The organism is Candidatus Planktophila sp., assembly GCF_036734405.1.
GTDB lineage: Bacteria > Actinomycetota > Actinomycetes > Nanopelagicales > Nanopelagicaceae > Planktophila.
In genome coordinates, this window is record NZ_DAIMYR010000004.1 from 31,633 (window position 1) to 49,457 (window position 17,825).

Consider the following 17,825-nt stretch of genomic DNA (forward strand, 5'->3'; position numbering starts at 1 on the left):
GTAGATTACGAGAAGTTCAACCACCCTCGATGGAAGGAAAACAATGATCAGAAAGACCCGCAGAAAGGGGACCTGGCTTGCAGCCACAGTTCTCGCAGTTGGAAGCTTATTTGCAACATCGCTTCCAGCATACGCAGAGACCGGAGTCACCAGCAGCGAGATAAAACTCGGTATAACTCTTCCGCTTACTGGAGCAGCATCGCCTGGCTATAACAAGATCGGCAATGCGATGAACGCCTACTTCAAGTATGTCAATGACAATGGCGGGGTCTATGGTCGAAAAGTCACTCTCATCCAAAAAAATGATGAGTACTCACCACAACTGTCGATTGCTAAGACAAACGAATTGATTTTGAAGGATAAAGTTTTTGCATTAGTTGGCCCACTTGGAACTGCAAACTTCACATCAGTACACAAGTCAGTCGGTATTGCACGACGCGGAATCCCAAGTCTTTTCCTCAACACTGGATTTAGTGGATTTGCAAATAAGAAAACTTATCCGACCTCATTCATGGTTCTTCCTTCATATGCAATGGAAGCAAAGATCATCGCACAATTCCTGAAAGAGAATCATGCCGGAAAGAAAATCGGCATTGTTTATCAGAACGATGAGTTTGGAATTGATGGAATGGGTGCCTTCAGGGCAGCCGGAACTAAATTTGATGTAACTGTTGCTTACACATCAGGCACTCAGAGCGCTGCTACTGCACAGACCTGGGTTTCCCAGCTTGCAGCAGGTGGAGCTCAAGTCGTTGTCTTCTTTGGTGTAACTTCAGCAACAGCTCCGCTGCTTGCAGTAGCTGCAGCAGCTAAGTACGCACCACAGTGGATCCTTGGATCAGTTGGTGCAGACCCATTAACTCTTCGAGCTCTCGGTGTTCCACTAGCAGTTCTTAATGGCGCACAGACTCCAGCTGGTAACCCATCACCAAATGACACTAGCGATGAGTACGTGAAGCAATTCCAAGAGATCAACACCAAGTACAACACAGGTACTGCCTTTGATGACTATGTATTGCAAGGTATGAACATTGGTCTTATGACTGTTCAAGCTTTGCGTGCCGCAGGACCACGACCAACTCGTAAGGGATTGATTAGAGCTATGGAAACCAAGGGTTCAACCTTTGCATCCGTTGCCTATTCTCCTCTTGGTTTTTCAAAGACCAGCAACGTTGGTCACACCGGTTACTACATGGCAGTGATGGATGCCAATGGAGATAGAAAGCCATTTGGTGGAAAAGTAACGCTCTACACCACTAACAGTGGCACTGGTCCAGTTACGGTATCCACTTTCAAACGTCCGGCAATGCCAGCGAAAGGATTACCAAGTAACTCATGAGAAACTTTAAATTCAAGCGTTCCTTAACGCTCGTAGCAGGAGCAGCACTTGCTGCATCACTGCTTGTTGCAGCACCTACGGTTGCCAGCGCAAACCCTGTTTGCGATGGCAAGATCCCAGTTCAGACATGCGGAGGTGCAACATCTGATGGTGCGCCGTACGCAATGATGGTTCCTGCAAACTTCAATGGAACTGTTTATCTGTATTCACATGGATACCGTCCAAATGTTCCAGTTCCTGCTGGAATTCCTGGATACGGTGGATACACAGTCACTAATACACCGCAGCCTGGCCCAAACGCAACAGTAATTGGCGCGCTTTTGGCAAAGGGATATGGTGTTGTTGGTTCTGGTTTTGCACGCCAAGGTTGGAATGCAGATTCAGCAATCAAGACCAACGTTGAACTTGTAGGTCTATTCAAGAAGCAGTTCACCAAGACCACAAAAGTTGTTGCATGGGGCGAATCTCTAGGTGGATTCATTACTCAAGCTCTTGCAGAGAAGCATTCTGATCTCTTCAGTGCTGCAGCACCGCTGTGTATGGCTAGCGATATCACTCCGCTTATGACAATGGCAGGAGATGCGCTCTGGGGTATCAAAACCTTCTTTGATCCAACAATCAAGGGTGGTAACTACTCAGCTGGAACTGCGGGTTACGCCGAAGCGATGGGAGACCTAGTTAAGGTCTTCACAGCTATCGGATCACTGCAAGCAGCTTTTGCTGCAAACCCAAGCACTCCAGCTTGGCCAGCGACTTCAAAGGTTCCAGATGCAATCAAGGCAATTCCTTCACGTAGCGCACTTGTATTAGTAGCGTTGATGTCTGGAATTCCGATGCAATCAGCGAACTTCGATTCAACATCAGCACCTGCTGGTTTGCCAGCTGCGAGCGCTCTTTCCTTCCAGCTTGCGATTAACCCAGCATTTGCCGCTCTTCAGAACGTAGCAAACGCTGCAGCACTTGCAGTTCTTGCAACGCATGACTTGGAACTACAAGCTGGCGGCGCAGTGTTTGATAACACCAACACTGACTATTCAGCAAGAGTTGCTGAGGATCAGTATTCATGGGCATCAGCGCTTTCAGGTACATCAGGAACAGCGGGACTTCTCAGTGTTCTTGCTGCATCACCTCGCGCTAAGGCAAGTCCTGCTGCAGTAGCTAAGTTGAAGACACTTGCTTCGCATTCAGGAAAGGTTGAAATCCCAACCATCCTCTTTACCGGTGTTGCAGATCCAATCACTACTGCTGGTAACCAGCAGTCAGTGATTGATAAGTATGCAACTTATTGGGCAGAGAAGTGGGTAGCTGCAAGAAAGGCAGGAGATCGCAAGCGTCCTGTTAACAATGTGCTAGCTATTTGGAACCTCCCACCTGAGAAGTACACCAAGTACACAGCTGCGGGAGCGCCAGATACATCTGTTCCTGCTGCAACTGGTACTAATCACTGTAACTTCACCACATCTCAGTACATGGCAATTGCAGATCTACTTGCACATGCCTCAGCTAATGGGCAGCATCTTTCAGGAGGTCCATTGCTTACTAAGCTTCGTAAGGCAGGAAATATGACTTACGATCGTGGTTACAGCGCTCCGCAGTTGAAATACTACGGAGATAACTAAGTAATCAGCTCTATATAGGGTGTAAGTAAAAAGCGGGGCCAGATTTATCTGGCCCCGCTTTCCTTTACTCTAAGACAGTGATCACAATTGCAACACCGGAAGCCATGCATCACCTTGGCCTTCAGTTAGCCGCACATCTGCGTGCTGGTGATCTACTCCTTGTAAATGGCCCACTTGGCGCAGGCAAGACAGTTCTGGCTCGGGGAATCGGAGCAGGGCTTGGTGTTTCCGGAGTTACATCTCCAACCTTTGTTATTTCAAGAGTTCACAAAGCCGCAATTCCATTTATCCATGTTGATGCATACCGTTTAGTGGATTCTGAAAACCCCAATCTTTACTTAGATGATTTAGATCTAGACATTGCGAATTCAATTACCGTAATCGAATGGGGCGGTGCTGAATCAGCGCGATTAAGCGAAGACCGCCTTGAAATCACAATTGATCGAAGCGATGACGTAAGAAAAGTTGACGTTAATCCCATCGGTTCACGCTGGGCAGGGTTTTCGTTATGAGCAAAGTTTTAGCGATAGATACTTCAACTTCACGAACCAGTGTGGCAATAATTGAAAAAGGCACTGTTCTGTATAACGGTTTTCGAGATGGTGCAACTGCGCACGGTCCATCCTTACCAGTATTAGTTCAAGATGCGTTAGCAATCAGCGATGTTGATCAAGTTATTGTTGGAATGGGCCCAGGACCATTTACTGGGCTACGAGTAGGAATCGCATTTGCACAAAGTTTTGCGCTAGCCCGCGAAATACCCGTGCGTGGTGTTTGTTCCCTGGATGCAATTGCGGCACAGATTAATGAAGCTGATTTCATCATCACCGTTGATGCACGTCGCAAAGAGGTTTACTGGGCGCGATATACAAATGGTGTTCGAGTTGGCCAACCTGCAGTTAATTTTCCGGCAGATGTCACGGGTGCACCAATTCACGCAGATCTTTTTCCGGACATGGTGTCATTGGTCAATTTGCCTGGCAATATCACCGAGCCAATTTATTTGCGTAGACCTGACGCGGTAGCAACGGCTGATAGATGATTACTTATCGCCAAGCTAACGCCTTTGATCTTCCAGTTTTTGTTTCTCTGGATAGAGAGCTGTTTCCATATTCACCGTGGTCTGCTTCCCAATACAAAGAAGAGTTTTCTAGCCCAACCCGCCACTTTGTTGTTGCAGTAGATGAAGCACGCAACATCATTGGATACGCAGGTGTTTTCGCACCAGGGGGCGCCGAAGCAGATGTACTGACTGTGGGCGTTATTCCTGCCCAGCGCGGAAAAGGAATTGCCCGCCAATTGATGAGGATGATTACCGAATGGGCTACAGCGCAAGGCTCAATCGCAATGATGCTTGAAGTCAAAGTAGATAACATCGAGGCAATTGGTTTATATGAATCTTTGGGGTATTCAAAACTAAACATTCGCAAGGATTACTTTGGTGCAGGGTTAAATGCTGTGGTGATGCGATTGGATTTGCCATGAGCCAACCAATTGTTTTAGGAATCGAAACTTCATGTGATGAAACCGCTGTCGGCATTGTTCGTGGCCGCACATTGCTAGCTAACGTAATCGCATCAAGTGTGGAAGAACATGCACGGTTTGGGGGAGTAGTTCCTGAAATCGCAAGTCGTGCCCATCTAGAAGCAATGATTCCAACTTTGTATCAAGCATTGAAAGATTCAAAGATTTCTCTTAAAGATATTGATGCAGTTGCTGTAACTGGTGGACCTGGATTAGTTGGGGCCCTTTTGGTTGGAGTTGGCTCGGCGGCAGGTTTAGCACTGGGATTAAATAAACCAATCTATGCAGTAAACCATTTAGCCGCACATGTCAGTGTTGATTACTTAACTCATGACAAGCCGCTTGATCCAACAATTGCTTTGTTAGTCAGCGGTGGTCATTCATCATTGCTACAAGTTGATGACATTACCGGCTCTATTACAAAACTTGGCGAAACTATGGATGATGCTGCAGGAGAAGCTTTTGATAAAATTGCTCGCGTAATGAAGTTAGGTTTCCCGGGCGGTCCTGCAATAGACAAACTGGCACACGATGGAAATGCGAGCGCTATTGATTTTCCACGTGGCTTAACAACATCAAATGATTGGCAGACCCGGCCTCTTGATTTTTCTTTCTCTGGCTTAAAAACCGCAGTTGCTAGATATTTAGAAGCAACACCAGATTACGCACGAGCAGATGTTGCAGCCTCTTTCCAAGAAGCAATCGTTGATGTTTTGTTGTTGAAAGCCCTTGCTGCGTGCAAGCAATCTGGGATTGATTCCCTTGTGATCGCTGGCGGAGTTGCGGCTAATTCCAGACTTCGGGCCGTGGCTCAGGAGCGGTGCGACAAGGTCGGAATCCAGCTGCGCGTTCCAAACCCCGGATTGTGTACTGATAATGGGGCGATGGTCGCCGCCCTTGGCTCATTGATGGTCTCAGCCGGCCGCATGCCCAGCCCAGTGGCTTTTGACGCTGATTCAAGCCTGCCTGTGACCACCGTCAGCCTCTAATTCCGATTTCCAGCGTGGCTGCCTCGATTTGCTGCAGGGGAATAGCACGCCTAGAGTTTGCGTTAGCACTCACGACCTGAGTCTGCTAATTCGGGTCGCATGAGGAAACCAAAAGGTAAAACTAGAAGGAGCACACCATGGCAGTAAAGCCACTAGAGGATCGCATTGTTATCAAGACAAATGAGGCTGAAACAACGACAGCATCAGGTCTTGTTATCCCAGATACAGCAAAAGAAAAGCCACAGGAAGGCACTGTTATCGCAGTAGGCCCAGGTCGCTTTGATGATGGCGTACGCGTTCCAATGGATGTCAAGGTTGGCGATGTAGTTCTTTACAGCAAGTACGGCGGAACTGAAATCAAGCACGGTGGAGAAGATCTACTTGTTCTTTCAGCTCGCGACATTCTCGCTGTAATCGAGAAGTAAATGGGAAAGAGCCTTCAATTTGATGAGCAAGCACGCCGCGCCATGGAGCGTGGTGTCAACATTCTTGCTGACACAGTAAAAGTAACACTTGGACCTAAGGGTCGTAACGTTGTTATCGCTAAGTCTTTTGGCGCACCGATCATCACTAATGATGGTGTGACAATTGCAAAGGAGATCGAACTTTCAGATCCTGCAGAAAACATGGGAGCTCAGTTAGTTAAAGAAGTTGCGACAAAGACAAATGATGTCGCAGGCGATGGAACTACAACAGCAACTGTTCTTGCTCAAGCAATGGTTAAAGAAGGACTTCGTAACCTTGCAGCGGGCGCACAGCCAATGGATATTAAGCAGGGTATCGAAGCAGCCGTAGCAGCGGTTTCAGAAAAGCTCCGTGAGCAGGCAACTCCAGTTAATGGAAAGCCACAGATTGCAGATGTTGCAACTATTTCTGCACAAGATCGCGCAATTGGCGAACTAATTGCTGAAGCTATGGACCGTGTGGGTAAAGATGGAGTTATTACAGTTGAAGAAGCATCAACAACTGGACTAGATCTTGAATTCACAGAAGGAATGCAATTCGACAAGGGTTACATCTCTCCATACTTTGTTACCAATCAAGATCGCATGGAGGCAATCCTTGAGGATGCTTACGTGTTGATCTCAGCAAACAAGATTTCTGCGCTGGCTGATCTATTGCCATTGCTTGAAAAGGTTGCCCAGACATCAAAGCCACTATTGATTATCGCTGAAGACATCGAAGGCGAAGCGCTTTCAACCCTCGTTGTTAACCGTATGCGTGGAGTTTTTGCTTCAGCTGCAGTTAAGGCGCCAGGTTTTGGAGATCGCCGCAAGGCAACGCTTCAGGACATCGCAATCCTTACAGGTGGACAGGTAATTTCTTCAGAGCTTGGAATGAAGCTTGATGGAGTAACGCTTGAAGATCTTGGAAAAGCTCGTCGCATCGTTGTTACTAAAGATGCAACAACAATTGTTGATGGAGCAGGCGATAAGGCAGCAGTTGCTGCTCGTGTTTCTGAACTTCGCAAGGAGATCGAAAACAGCGACTCTTCATGGGACAAGGAAAAATTGCAGGAGCGTCTGGCAAAGCTTGCTGGTGGAGTATGCGTAATCAAGGTTGGCGCACATACTGAAGTTGAATTAAATGAAAAGAAGCACCGTCTAGAGGATGCAATCTCTGCAACTCGCGCCGCTGTTGAAGAAGGAATCGTTGTTGGTGGAGGTGCTGCACTAGTTCACGCAGCTGATTCACTCGAAGGCGATCTAGGATTCACAGGCGACAAGGCTGTTGGAGTTCGTTTAGTTCGCAAAGCGTGTGATGAGCCTCTTCGTTGGATTGCAGAAAACGCAGGACTAGAAGGCTACGTAGTAGTTGCAAAGGTTCGCGCAATGAAGCACAACGAGGGCTTCAACGCTGCAACTGATGTCTACGGCGATCTTGCTGCAGATGGTGTTATCGATCCAGTAAAGGTAACTCGTTCGGCACTAGCAAACGCTGCATCAATTGCCGCAATGTTTATTACAACTGAAGCAGTTGTCTATGAGAAGCCAGCAGAGCAAGCAGCTGCTGATGCTGCCGGCGGACATGGACATTCACATGGCCCAGGTGGACACTCTCACTAAAGTAAATTGAATGGAAAAAGCCCCGCAGATTTCTCTGCGGGGCTTTTTTATTTCTCGAGGTCGGAAGAAAACTATGAAGCGTGTGAAATATCCGGAGTAACGCCGTCCTTGCCAAGAATTGCTAGGCGATCATCTTCAGATAATCCTCCCCAAATTCCATACGGCTCTTGCACTGCAAGTGCGTGTGCACGGCATGCAGCGATCACTGGACATGCTGCACAGACAGCCTTCGCTGTATTCTCGCGATTGCGTCGGCGAGGTCCGCGCTCTCCATCTGGATGAAAGAACATCTCAGAAGGAAGTTCGCGGCATGAACCTTGGTACTGCCACTCCCATTCATCAGCAACGGGGCGGGGTAAGCGTGAAATTTCGGCCATGGCGATACTGTACAACCGCGCCATAGGTTGTTCAAGTATTTCCGTGCCATAAGTTGTTCAAATGGCGTTTTCAGGTGGTGAGTTGGACCACTTCACGACACGATAGCCCCATGGAAGAGGAGCTATTGACCGTTGCCGCGGTCGCTCGCCGCATAGGAGTGGCTCCAGCAACCCTTAGAACCTGGGACCGCCGTTATGGCCTTGGACCTTCAGCGCACGAGGCGGGCGAGCATCGTCGTTACTGCCCGCAAGATCTAGCGATCCTGACCACAATGCGAAAGTTGATTACGGCAGGGGTAGCTCCGGCCGATGCAGCCCAGCAAGCAAAAGATTTCAAGGGTCCAATTTCAGTTGAACACATCATGGATAGTTTTGAAGTTCGCGAAGAGCTAGTCGAAGCCCTTTACGCCGCATCTAAATTATTGGACAAAACATTTGTTGAAGATGCACTGCGCAAAGACATTGAAAAACATGGAGTAATTGCTTCGTGGTCTGAAGTTATTGTCCCGCTCTTGTTTTTGATTGGTGAAGATTGGGAAAAGACACAAACCGGTATTGAGGTAGAACATCTACTTACCGAAATTCTTAAGGGAGTCTTGCGCGAGAAATCCTCGGGAGTTTCCGAACCATGTAATCCGCGGCCTGTTTTACTCGCATCAGTCGGCGAAGAAATGCATTCATTGGCACTGCATGCTTTGGCATCGGCGTTGGCAGAGAAAAATATTTCGACCTATTTTCTTGGAGCGCGCACACCATTAGAAGCTCTCAGTGGCGTGATTACGCGTTCAGCTCCACCGGCGGTTTTCCTGTGGGCACAATTGCCACGCAACGGTGATCCACGTTTTTACACAGATATTCCAGCTGTCCGTCCTGCCCCACGCATCATCATCGGTGGTCCAGGTTGGGGCGTGAATGCGGATTGCCCTGTGGCCCATGTCAGCGATTTGTCGCAAGCATGCGCTGAAATCGAGCGTGCAGTAGGGCTCTAAAGCCCCGATAGACTTTGGCCTTCGATAGGGAAGGGGGTCACATGAGCGATACAGACAAAGTCGCAATGCTTGGACTCACCTACGACGATGTTTTACTTCTGCCTGATGCATCTGATGTTGTCCCATCTGAAGTCAGCACAGTTACTCAATTAACTCGAGATATTTCTATTGCGGTACCGCTGGTTTCTTCAGCGATGGACACAGTTACAGAATCTGAAATGGCGATCGCCATGGCAAAAGCCGGCGGAATCGGAATCATCCACCGTAACCTTCCGATTGAAGCCCAAGTTACTCACGTCAAACTTGTTAAGAATGTTGGTTTGGCTGGAGCGGCCGTAGGTGTTGGTGATGATGGTTTTGCACGCGCACAAGCTTTGATCGAAGCCGGCGTTGATGTAGTTGTAGTCGATACAGCACACGGTCACCACCGAGCAGTTCTGGATTCAATCGCCCGCATTAAAAAATTCTCACCAAACACCCAAATTATTGGCGGAAATGTTGCTACACGTGCAGGTGCACAAGCTCTGATTAATGCAGGTGCTGATGCAGTAAAGGTGGGCGTTGGTCCAGGTTCTATTTGTACAACTCGTGTTGTTGCAGGTGTTGGAGTTCCACAAGTAACGGCAATTTTGGAAGCATCAAAGGCTTGTAACAAAGCTGGCATTCCTTTAATTGCAGATGGTGGCTTGCAGTATTCAGGTGACATCGTGAAGGCTCTTGTCGCTGGTGCTAACTCAGTGATGTTGGGTTCACTTCTTGCAGGTTGCGAAGAATCACCTGGTGAATTGATTGAAATTAACGGCGTCAAGTACAAGGCTTATCGCGGTATGGGTTCACTAGGTGCGATGCAATCTCGCGGTGAGCAGAAGTCTTATTCGAAGGATCGTTACATGCAGGATGATGTTTTGTCTGAAGACAAACTTGTACCTGAAGGTATTGAAGGCAAGGTTGCATTCCGCGGATCTGTGGCTGAGGTTGTACATCAACTCGTTGGTGGACTTCGTTCAGGTATGGGGTATGCAGGTGCACCTGATATCGAAACCCTTCGCCGCGAAGGTCGTTTGATTCAAATTACCGCTGCAGGATTACAAGAAAGCCACCCTCATGATGTGGCACATGTTGCTGATGCACCGAACTATCAGAAGAAGGGCCGCTAATGAATAACATCGAAATCGCCCCAGGAAAGCGCGCTCGCACCGCTTATTCCTTTGATGACATCGCCATTGTTCCTAGCCGACGTACCCGCGATCCTGAAAATGTTTCAACTACTTGGCAGATCGATGCCTACAAATTTGATTTGCCAATGCTTGCAGCTCCAATGGATTCAGTAGTTTCACCCGAGACTGCTATCGCGATTGGAAAACTTGGTGGCCTAGGTGTTCTCAACCTTGAAGGTTTGTGGACTCGCTATGACGATCCTCGAATTCCTTTGGGCGAAATTGCGTCAATGCCCGATAAGCATGCGACCAAGCGCATGCAGGAAATTTATGCCGCTCCAATTCGTCCAGAATTAATTAAAGAACGCATTCAGCAAATTCGTGATGCTGGAGTAACTGTTGCAGCTTCATTGTCACCAGCGCGCACCGCTGAATTCCATAAAGCTGTAATTGCTGCCGGAGTAGATATTTTCATTATTCGCGGAACAACAGTTTCAGCAGAACATGTTGCTGCGGCAGATGAAGCTCTTAACCTTAAGAAGTTTATTTATGAATTAGATGTGCCGGTAATTGTTGGTGGAGTTGCAACATCGACAGCCGCCCTTCACTTAATGCGTGCAGGAGCAGCTGGAGTTTTGGTTGGATTTGGTGGAGGCGCAACACATACAACGCGCAAAGTATTAGGAGTAGAAGTTCCTATGGCATCTGCAGTTGCCGAAGTTGCTGCTGCCAGACGTGAATATCTTGATGAATCAGGTGGACGCTATGTTCATGTGATTGCAGATGGTTCAGTAGGTCGTAGCGGTGATATTGCAAAAGCGATTGCATGTGGTGCAGATGCGGTAATGATGGGATCACCTTTAGCAAAAGCGGTTGAAGCACCTGGACTTGGTTGGCACTGGGGCTCAGAGGCCCACCACCCAGTTCTTCCACGTGGTGAACGCGTCAATGTTGGAACTGTTGGAACCCTTGAAGAGATTTTGCTCGGACCTTCACATACAGCAGATGGATCAATGAACTTGTTTGGAGCTCTTCGTCGCGCAATGGCAACATGTGGTTACTCAGATGTGAAGGAGTTCCAGCGCGTAGAGGTTCTTATTCATCGTGGCTGAAACGCGCGGAGTACTAGTTGTTGATTTTGGCGCACAGTACGCACAATTAATCGCACGACGTGTTCGCGAAGCACATGTTTATTCAGAAATTGTTCCATCTTCAATTACTGCTGCCCAAGTAAAGGCCAAGAATCCTGCTGCAATTATTTTGTCTGGTGGACCTTCCAGCGTCTACGCAGAAAATGCTCCAGCATTGGATGCTGAAATACTTAAGCTAGGTGTTCCAGTTTTTGGTATTTGTTATGGGTTCCAAGCCATGGCGGTGGCACTTGGCGGTGTTGTAACACAAACAGGTAAATCAGAGTTTGGTCGCACAGACACAACAGTGGTTACAACTTCCAAGTTGTTTACAGGACTGCCAGCCCAGCAAAAAGTGTGGATGTCACATGGTGACGCAGTCAGCAAAGTTCCTGCAGGATTTACTGTGTGTGGCGCAACTGCTGATACCGCAATTGCTGCCTTCGAAAATGAAACGGCGCTGTTTGCGGGTGTTCAATTTCACCCAGAGGTCCTACACAGTGAGTACGGGCAAGCAATCCTTAGTAATTGGCTGGTAAATATCGCAAAGTGCGATGCGACATGGACAACTACAAATATTGCCGATACTGAAATAGCAAAAGCCAAGCAAGTAATTGGCGACAAGAAAGTAATTTGTGGATTATCTGGCGGAGTTGATTCGGCGGTTGCGGCCGCAATAATCCAGCAGGCGGTTGGAAATCAATTAACCTGCGTTTTTGTCGATCATGGTTTATTACGTAAAGGTGAAGCCGAACAAGTAGAACGAGACTTTGTGGCATCTACCGGCGTTCAATTAGTAGTTGTCGATGCCAAGAAACAGTTCCTAGATGCACTCAAGGATGTTACAGATCCAGAAGAAAAGCGAAAGATAATTGGACGCGAATTCATTCGTTCATTTGAAGCAGCTGCCCGCAATATCGCGGCAGAAGGAAACGTTGAATTCTTAGTTCAGGGAACTTTGTATCCAGATGTTGTTGAATCTGGTGGCGGAACAGGGACGGCAAACATAAAGTCGCATCACAATGTGGGCGGCTTACCCGATGATCTGCAATTCACATTAGTAGAACCGCTTCGCACCTTGTTTAAAGATGAGGTCCGACAGGTTGGTCTAGAACTTGGATTACCGGAAGAGATTGTGTGGCGACAGCCATTTCCTGGTCCAGGTTTGGGGATTCGAATTGTTGGCGCAGTAACACAAGAACGTTTGGATTTATTGCGCGAAGCTGATGCAATTGCTAGAGCAGAGTTAAAGTCTGCTGGGTTAGATCGCGAAATTTGGCAGTGCCCAGTTGTTCTTTTGGCCGATGTTCGAAGTGTCGGCGTGCAGGGGGATGGCCGCACCTATGGGCACCCAATTGTTTTGCGCCCAGTATCTTCTGAGGATGCCATGACCGCAGACTGGTCACGCGTCCCATACGAGGTTCTAGAAAAGATTTCTACACGCATAACCAATGAGGTCCGCCAGGTCAATCGCGTAGTTCTTGATGTAACAAGCAAGCCACCTGGCACCATTGAATGGGAATAAATTAAGGGTTTTCACAGGGTTTCGATTTACTATTAGGCCATGTCAAAAGGAGTTCACGTGAAGAGATTGATCGTTGCAGCGGTATCAGTAGCTGCATTATCTGCTTCATCATTAATTATTTCTCCTGCTGCTGTTGCTAACACAAAAAGTAAGTCAGCAAAAGTTTCTGAAATAAAATGTACAAAAACTAGAGCAGTAGGACACACACCTCCATTGGTTGCACCAGCTGAGAAATTATTGAAGCGCTTCCCACGTACATTTACTTTTGCAACAAATTGCGGAAATATCGTAGTAACAACTGTTGGAGCTAAGGCACCAATCACAATTACTCAGTTAGCCACCCTTGCACGTGGTGGCTACTTCAATAACTCCTTGTGTCATCGCTTAACAACTAAAGGTTTATATGTATTGCAGTGTGGAGATCCAACGGCTACAGGTGGTGGAGGACCAAACTTCACATACCGCGATGAAAATCTTCCAACGGAATCTTTAAACAACTATCCAGCTGGAACAGTTGCAATGGCTAATTCAGGTCCTGGAACAAATGGAAGTCAGTTCTTCTTAGTTTTTGCAGACACAACTTTGGGTGCAAATTACACAATTTGGGGAACGATTACTCAAGGTTTGGATATCGTGAAAGCGATTGCTAAAGCTGGCGTTAAGGGTGGTGGCGCAGATGGCACACCTAATCAACCAATCGCAATTAATCGTGTGACGGTTTCAAATAGCTGAATAAAGTAAGCGAAGTTTTGTTAATTACAAACTCGAAGAACGCGCCTTATCAATCGCCTCGGTCGTCAAAACTCTGATCGCGTAAACGAAAAGGATAAATCCAAATCCTGCTCCAATAAAGTAAACAGATCGAAATGCCATTTCGCGGCCAATAACTCCTTCCAAGGCAAATACAATTCCTCCACCGAGGAGAGTGCCAATTGGAATGGTCCCCCAAGCAAAGAAACGATAAACACTGTTTACACGACCCAGTAAATTTGCAGGAATCAGACTCTGTCGAAGTGAAACAGTAACGATATTCCATAGGACGCCAGCGAATGTTTGAAAAAATACAAGCACCCAAACGAGATACCACTTTGAAGCAAATCCAATTAGTAACGCACCAAATGGCATTACAAAAAGTGCTATTGCGAGCGATCGACCACTCCCGATCTTCTCCGAGACCTTAGGTCCGAGTAGTCCTCCAAGAATTCCGCCAAAGGCGGTAGCTGTTCCGAGAATTGCAAAGATAAAGACCGATGTATTTAGAACTTCCTGTGCGAAGAGAATATAGACAGCCGCACTAAGTGATGCGATACCGTTTAGTAATCCAAGGATGATCGCCATTGGTCGAAGTAAGTCATGGTTCCAGAGCCAAGAAAAACCTTCTTTAATTTCGAGTCGAAAATTGATCGGATCAGATTTTGCTTGCGGCTCAAAACTTTTTACCGTCGGCTTCATTCCCGCGATGAGTGCTGCTGCCACAAAAAAGGTGACAGCATCAACAAAAAATGGAAGAAATACTGCAGTCGCGATAATAAAACTTCCAAGAGGTGGACCGATAAATGAGTTTGCTAGAGATTCTGCAGACCACATTCGGCCATTTGCTTTCTCTAAATCCTTGTCCTCAACAATCGCTGGCATCAAGGTTTGAGCGCAATTATCTCGCAAGACTTCTGCTAGGCCGAAAAGAAAGCCAGTCATCAGAATAACAGAGTAAAGCATGTAATTGGTTTCTAAGCTCGTTAGAGAAGTTAATTCGTTAAGAGCCGGAAGGGAATCTCTTTCGAGGTAAACAAATACTCCGACTGCAAAGGTAAGTAAGCCGCGGACGATGTCCATCGCAACAATTATTCGTTTACGATTAAATCGATCTGTGATAACTCCAGCATGCAGAGTAAAAATGAGCCATGGTAAGCGCGAGATCACTGCCGACAGTGCGATGAGAAGAGGTGATCGTGTAACTGCAGATGCCAACCATGGGTATGCGATAGCAACTATGCCGTCACCCAGGTTTGAGATTGTGGTTGCGCCCCACAACTTCCAATAAGAAGCGCTCAGTTTAGTCTTAACCTTTAACGACTTCACTGTGATCTCCTAGCTAGCTTTGTTACGCAGTATTAACAATCTTAAAAGCTTCAGCAATTCGACCTTCTGGAAGTCCGCCCATACCTGCGTTGCGCTGACCCCATTCTCGAACCATCTTTTCTAAATCTTTATTGTGTGCAGTTTGGGATGCATGGGCATGTAGCGCCGCCATCTTGAGATCAAAAGTGTCGGTGATATCAACCCAATGATCTGGGTGGGCAAATCCAGATACCCATACCTCTTTCACGCGCCACGGCTGTAAGCCTTCTTTTTCCATTAAATCAGTGAAAGCAAAAGGGTTACGAGCATCAGGATAGACAGCTTGGATAGTTGCTTCTCCAGCAGCTAAATGATCTGGATGACTTGCACCAATTCGATCCCAATTGCGTTCTGGACTTTGACACACAATGCGATCTGGTTGTGAAATTCGAATCTGTCGGACGATATCTTTGCGGAGTGCAAGAGTTGGTTCTAAATGTCCATCAACATAATTTAAAAAAGTTATGTCAGTGACACCAATTGCCGCACCTGCAGCGCGTTGCTCGCGCTGACGGATGGCAGGCATTTCCTCTTTAGTAAAACCTGACTCTTCGCCACCTTGATCACCATTTGTGCAAAAGACGTAGGCGACTTCAATTCCCTTTTTTATCCACTGCGAAATAGTTCCTGACGCGCCAAAATCTGAATCGTCAGGGTGGGCATTGACGACCAAAACTCGCTTGATCTCGGTATCTGCGATCGGTTCCATGCATGAAGCCTAATAGACTCGACCTTATGACTGAAATCGATCCACTCATTGAGGGACTTAACCCTCAACAAGCGGAGGCGGTTACCCATGCAGGCGGGCCACTTTTGGTTGTTGCAGGTGCAGGGTCAGGAAAGACTCGAGTTTTAACTCGTCGAATCGCATATTTGATGTCGCGCAGACATGTTGCTCCCTATCAAATTCTTGCAATCACTTTTACAAATAAAGCTGCAGGGGAAATGAAAGAACGTGTTGCCGAACTTGTAGGGCCAATTGCAAAATCCATGTGGGTTTCAACTTTCCACTCGGCCTGCGTTCGCATCCTGCGCCAAGAAGCAACACGTCTTGGATACAGCAACTCATTTAGCATCTATGACTCTGCTGATTCGCAACGACTAATAACTATTGTGGCCAAAGAGTTAAACCTTGACCCTAAGCGTTATCCAGCACGTCAATTCCAGTCCATGATTTCCAATGCAAAAAATGAGTTGCTAGGCCCACAGGACTATCTGAACTCAACAACTAATCAATTCGAACAGGTCGTCGCCGATGTTTATGCGGTGTATCAACAACGATTGATGCGGGCTAATGCAATGGATTTTGATGATTTGATTCTAAAAACGGTAGAAGCCTTGCAACGTTTCCCAGAAGCCAAAGCTCGATTTAGATCACGCTTCCGTCATGTTTTAGTTGACGAGTATCAAGACACAAACCACGCCCAGTACATTCTTGTAAAAGAGTTAGTGGGGACCGATCTTGAAGGCCAGCCACCTGCAGAGCTGTGCGTTGTAGGAGATGCAGATCAATCCATTTACGGCTTCCGGGGTGCGACGATCCGTAACATATTGCAGTTTGAATTGGATTATCCAAACGCTCGGACTGTATTGCTGGAACAAAATTATCGATCTACGCAAAACATACTTAATGCTGCTAATGCCGTAATCACTTGTAATGAAAGCCGTAAAGAGAAAAACTTGTGGTCAGATGCAGGTTCTGGAACACCACTGGTTGGATATGTCGCCGAAAGCGAGCATGACGAAGCAAACTTTATTGCTGATGAAATTAGATCACTTCAACGCGAAGGCGTTTCTACTCCTGGTGATACTGCAATTTTCTATCGCACTAACGCACAATCACGTGTATTTGAAGAAGTCTTTATGCGCAGCGCGCTACCTTACAAAGTTGTCGGTGGTCTTCGATTCTACGAGCGTCGTGAAGTAAAGGACTTACTGGCGTATTTGCGAGTTCTGGCTAACCCTGAAGATGAAATTTCGCTTCGTCGAATCATCAATGTTCCAAAACGAGGAATTGGCGATACTTCTCTGGATTACGTAGATTTGTTTGCCAGAGATAACAACATTTCATTTTGGCAAGGTTTGCTTCGCTGCCAAGAAGTTGGATCGGTGCCTTCACGCGCTGCACAAGCAATTAATGAGTTCACCTCCATGATCAGTGCATTAAGCGTATTAGTCGAAGCCAAGACCAAGCCATCTGTAATTGTTGAAGCCGCGCTTGAACAATCAGGTTTGTTGAAAGAGCTGATCGATAGCACCGACCCACAAGATGAAGTTCGAGTTGAAAACTTAAAAGAACTTGTCGCAGTTTCGATGGAATACGAAGAAAGACCGTTTGAAGAACTTGGCGAAGATGAAGAGATATCACTTGCTGGTTTTCTAGAAAAGGTTTCTTTGGTTGCAGATGCTGATGAAATTCCAGAGGGAGAAGATCATGGCGGAGTTGTAACCATGATGACTCTTCATACTGCTAAGGGTCTTGAGTTTCCAACAGTTTTCTTAACAGGTATGGAAGATGGAATTTTTCCTCACTCTCGTACCCTTGGAGAAAAAGATGAGATCGAAGAAGAACGTCGTCTGGCATACGTTGGCTTAACTCGTGCACGCCAGCGGCTTTATATTTCGCGTGCCGAATACAGATCTACATGGGGCGCACCTAACTACAACCCACCATCACGTTTTCTCGATGAAATTCCTGAAGAGGTAATCGAATGGCGTAATCAATCAGGAACATCTGTATCTCCATCTTTGATTAAAAAAACACGAACTCCATCAACGCCTCCGCCAAGAGCGACAGGAAAGAAGAGCGTTGCAATGGAGCTAGCTGTCGGTGAGCGTGTGTCACATGACACATTCGGTTTGGGGACCGTAGTTTCGGTGGCTGGGGCAGGCGATAAGGCTGAAGCCACAATTAACTTCGGACAATATGGTGAGAAGCGTTTGCTGCTGCGTTATGCACCCGTTGAGAAGCTCTAGGATTACCCTCATTAGC

The 17,825-nt window shown here is 47.0% G+C and carries 17 protein-coding genes; 14 read left to right on the top strand and 3 right to left on the bottom strand.

What is annotated here, in order from left to right:
* The first annotated feature begins 43 nt into the window (after window positions 1-43).
* From AC9UC2_RS05670 to groL, 8 genes are all read left to right on the top strand, one after another.
* Complete coding sequence (locus AC9UC2_RS05670) at window positions 44-1,339, top strand: ABC transporter substrate-binding protein (protein ID WP_509526263.1); 1,296 nt, start codon at window positions 44-46, stop codon at window positions 1,337-1,339.
* Window positions 1,336-2,958, top strand: a complete 1,623-nt coding sequence (locus tag AC9UC2_RS05675) for an alpha/beta hydrolase family protein (RefSeq protein ID WP_509526265.1) — start codon at window positions 1,336-1,338, stop codon at window positions 2,956-2,958. Before AC9UC2_RS05670 ends, AC9UC2_RS05675 begins: the two co-directional genes overlap by 4 nt.
* Before the next feature lie 80 nt (window positions 2,959-3,038).
* Window positions 3,039-3,470 (top strand): tRNA (adenosine(37)-N6)-threonylcarbamoyltransferase complex ATPase subunit type 1 TsaE, encoded by a 432-nt coding sequence (gene tsaE, locus AC9UC2_RS05680; RefSeq protein WP_509526593.1) that lies wholly within the window; start codon window positions 3,039-3,041, stop codon window positions 3,468-3,470.
* Window positions 3,467-4,000 (top strand): tRNA (adenosine(37)-N6)-threonylcarbamoyltransferase complex dimerization subunit type 1 TsaB, encoded by a 534-nt coding sequence (gene tsaB, locus AC9UC2_RS05685; RefSeq protein ID WP_509526267.1) that lies wholly within the window; start codon window positions 3,467-3,469, stop codon window positions 3,998-4,000. Before tsaE ends, tsaB begins: the two co-directional genes overlap by 4 nt.
* Window positions 3,997-4,443 (top strand): ribosomal protein S18-alanine N-acetyltransferase, encoded by a 447-nt coding sequence (gene rimI, locus AC9UC2_RS05690; protein ID WP_509526270.1) that lies wholly within the window; start codon window positions 3,997-3,999, stop codon window positions 4,441-4,443. Before tsaB ends, rimI begins: the two co-directional genes overlap by 4 nt.
* Window positions 4,440-5,471 carry a tRNA (adenosine(37)-N6)-threonylcarbamoyltransferase complex transferase subunit TsaD gene (gene tsaD / locus AC9UC2_RS05695; protein WP_509526272.1) on the top strand — a complete coding sequence of 344 codons (1,032 nt, stop codon included), beginning with the start codon at window positions 4,440-4,442 and terminating at the stop codon, window positions 5,469-5,471. Before rimI ends, tsaD begins: the two co-directional genes overlap by 4 nt.
* Before the next feature lie 137 nt (window positions 5,472-5,608).
* Window positions 5,609-5,896: a co-chaperone GroES gene (gene groES, locus AC9UC2_RS05700; RefSeq protein ID WP_445822238.1), complete on the top strand. Its 288-nt coding sequence runs from the start codon at window positions 5,609-5,611 to the stop codon at window positions 5,894-5,896.
* The gene (gene groL, locus AC9UC2_RS05705) at window positions 5,897-7,537 is read left to right on the top strand and encodes a chaperonin GroEL (protein WP_509526275.1); all 1,641 of its coding nucleotides are present in this window, start codon (window positions 5,897-5,899) and stop codon (window positions 7,535-7,537) included.
* Between the two features lie 71 nt (window positions 7,538-7,608).
* On the opposite strand, the gene AC9UC2_RS05710 is transcribed toward groL, so the two are convergent.
* Window positions 7,609-7,914: a WhiB family transcriptional regulator gene (locus AC9UC2_RS05710; RefSeq protein WP_509526277.1), complete on the bottom strand. Its 306-nt coding sequence runs from the start codon at window positions 7,912-7,914 to the stop codon at window positions 7,609-7,611.
* Between the two features lie 110 nt (window positions 7,915-8,024).
* On the opposite strand from AC9UC2_RS05710, the gene AC9UC2_RS05715 reads away from it, so the two are divergent.
* From AC9UC2_RS05715 to AC9UC2_RS05735, 5 genes are read left to right on the top strand one after another with little or no spacing between them, the layout of a single operon-like run.
* The gene (locus tag AC9UC2_RS05715) at window positions 8,025-8,903 is read left to right on the top strand and encodes a MerR family transcriptional regulator (protein WP_509526280.1); all 879 of its coding nucleotides are present in this window, start codon (window positions 8,025-8,027) and stop codon (window positions 8,901-8,903) included.
* Between the two features lie 41 nt (window positions 8,904-8,944).
* Window positions 8,945-10,060, top strand: coding sequence for an IMP dehydrogenase (gene guaB / locus AC9UC2_RS05720; RefSeq protein ID WP_509526282.1), 1,116 nt, complete (start codon window positions 8,945-8,947; stop codon window positions 10,058-10,060).
* The gene (locus AC9UC2_RS05725; RefSeq protein ID WP_509526284.1) at window positions 10,060-11,172 is read left to right on the top strand and encodes a GuaB3 family IMP dehydrogenase-related protein; all 1,113 of its coding nucleotides are present in this window, start codon (window positions 10,060-10,062) and stop codon (window positions 11,170-11,172) included. Before guaB ends, AC9UC2_RS05725 begins: the two co-directional genes overlap by 1 nt.
* On the top strand, window positions 11,165-12,715 hold the full coding sequence (guaA, locus tag AC9UC2_RS05730) for a glutamine-hydrolyzing GMP synthase (protein WP_509526287.1): 1,551 nt from the start codon (window positions 11,165-11,167) through the stop codon (window positions 12,713-12,715). The genes AC9UC2_RS05725 and guaA overlap by 8 nt, the downstream gene beginning before the upstream one ends.
* Before the next feature lie 39 nt (window positions 12,716-12,754).
* The gene (locus tag AC9UC2_RS05735; RefSeq protein WP_509526289.1) at window positions 12,755-13,447 is read left to right on the top strand and encodes a peptidylprolyl isomerase; all 693 of its coding nucleotides are present in this window, start codon (window positions 12,755-12,757) and stop codon (window positions 13,445-13,447) included.
* Window positions 13,448-13,471: 24 nt separating this feature from the next.
* On the opposite strand, the gene AC9UC2_RS05740 is transcribed toward AC9UC2_RS05735, so the two are convergent.
* The gene (locus AC9UC2_RS05740; RefSeq protein WP_509526292.1) at window positions 13,472-14,794 is read right to left on the bottom strand and encodes an MFS transporter; all 1,323 of its coding nucleotides are present in this window, start codon (window positions 14,792-14,794) and stop codon (window positions 13,472-13,474) included.
* A 22-nt stretch (window positions 14,795-14,816) separates the two neighbouring features.
* Window positions 14,817-15,542 (bottom strand): PIG-L deacetylase family protein, encoded by a 726-nt coding sequence (locus AC9UC2_RS05745; protein ID WP_509526295.1) that lies wholly within the window; start codon window positions 15,540-15,542, stop codon window positions 14,817-14,819.
* Between the two features lie 26 nt (window positions 15,543-15,568).
* On the opposite strand from AC9UC2_RS05745, the gene pcrA reads away from it, so the two are divergent.
* Entirely contained in the window at window positions 15,569-17,809 is a 2,241-nt protein-coding gene (gene pcrA, locus AC9UC2_RS05750; protein ID WP_509526297.1) for a DNA helicase PcrA, read from the top strand.
* Window positions 17,810-17,825 lie beyond the last annotated feature (16 nt).

Excerpts from the sequence above, each read along its gene's own strand:
- AC9UC2_RS05675 (WP_509526265.1), top strand. The coding sequence starts at position 1,336 with ATGAGAAACTTTAAATTCAAGCGTTCCTTAACGCTCGTAGCAGGAGCA.
- AC9UC2_RS05745 (WP_509526295.1), bottom strand. The coding sequence starts at position 15,542 with ATGGAACCGATCGCAGATACCGAGATCAAGCGAGTTTTGGTCGTCAAT.
- groES (WP_445822238.1), top strand. The coding sequence starts at position 5,609 with ATGGCAGTAAAGCCACTAGAGGATCGCATTGTTATCAAGACAAATGAG.
- pcrA (WP_509526297.1), top strand. The coding sequence starts at position 15,569 with ATGACTGAAATCGATCCACTCATTGAGGGACTTAACCCTCAACAAGCG.
- tsaB (WP_509526267.1), top strand. The coding sequence starts at position 3,467 with ATGAGCAAAGTTTTAGCGATAGATACTTCAACTTCACGAACCAGTGTG.
- AC9UC2_RS05715 (WP_509526280.1), top strand. The coding sequence starts at position 8,025 with ATGGAAGAGGAGCTATTGACCGTTGCCGCGGTCGCTCGCCGCATAGGA.
- guaB (WP_509526282.1), top strand. The coding sequence starts at position 8,945 with ATGAGCGATACAGACAAAGTCGCAATGCTTGGACTCACCTACGACGAT.
- AC9UC2_RS05670 (WP_509526263.1), top strand. The coding sequence starts at position 44 with ATGATCAGAAAGACCCGCAGAAAGGGGACCTGGCTTGCAGCCACAGTT.
- AC9UC2_RS05725 (WP_509526284.1), top strand. The coding sequence starts at position 10,060 with ATGAATAACATCGAAATCGCCCCAGGAAAGCGCGCTCGCACCGCTTAT.
- groL (WP_509526275.1), top strand. The coding sequence starts at position 5,897 with ATGGGAAAGAGCCTTCAATTTGATGAGCAAGCACGCCGCGCCATGGAG.
- tsaD (WP_509526272.1), top strand. The coding sequence starts at position 4,440 with ATGAGCCAACCAATTGTTTTAGGAATCGAAACTTCATGTGATGAAACC.
- AC9UC2_RS05735 (WP_509526289.1), top strand. The coding sequence starts at position 12,755 with ATGTCAAAAGGAGTTCACGTGAAGAGATTGATCGTTGCAGCGGTATCA.
- rimI (WP_509526270.1), top strand. The coding sequence starts at position 3,997 with ATGATTACTTATCGCCAAGCTAACGCCTTTGATCTTCCAGTTTTTGTT.
- AC9UC2_RS05710 (WP_509526277.1), bottom strand. The coding sequence starts at position 7,914 with ATGGCCGAAATTTCACGCTTACCCCGCCCCGTTGCTGATGAATGGGAG.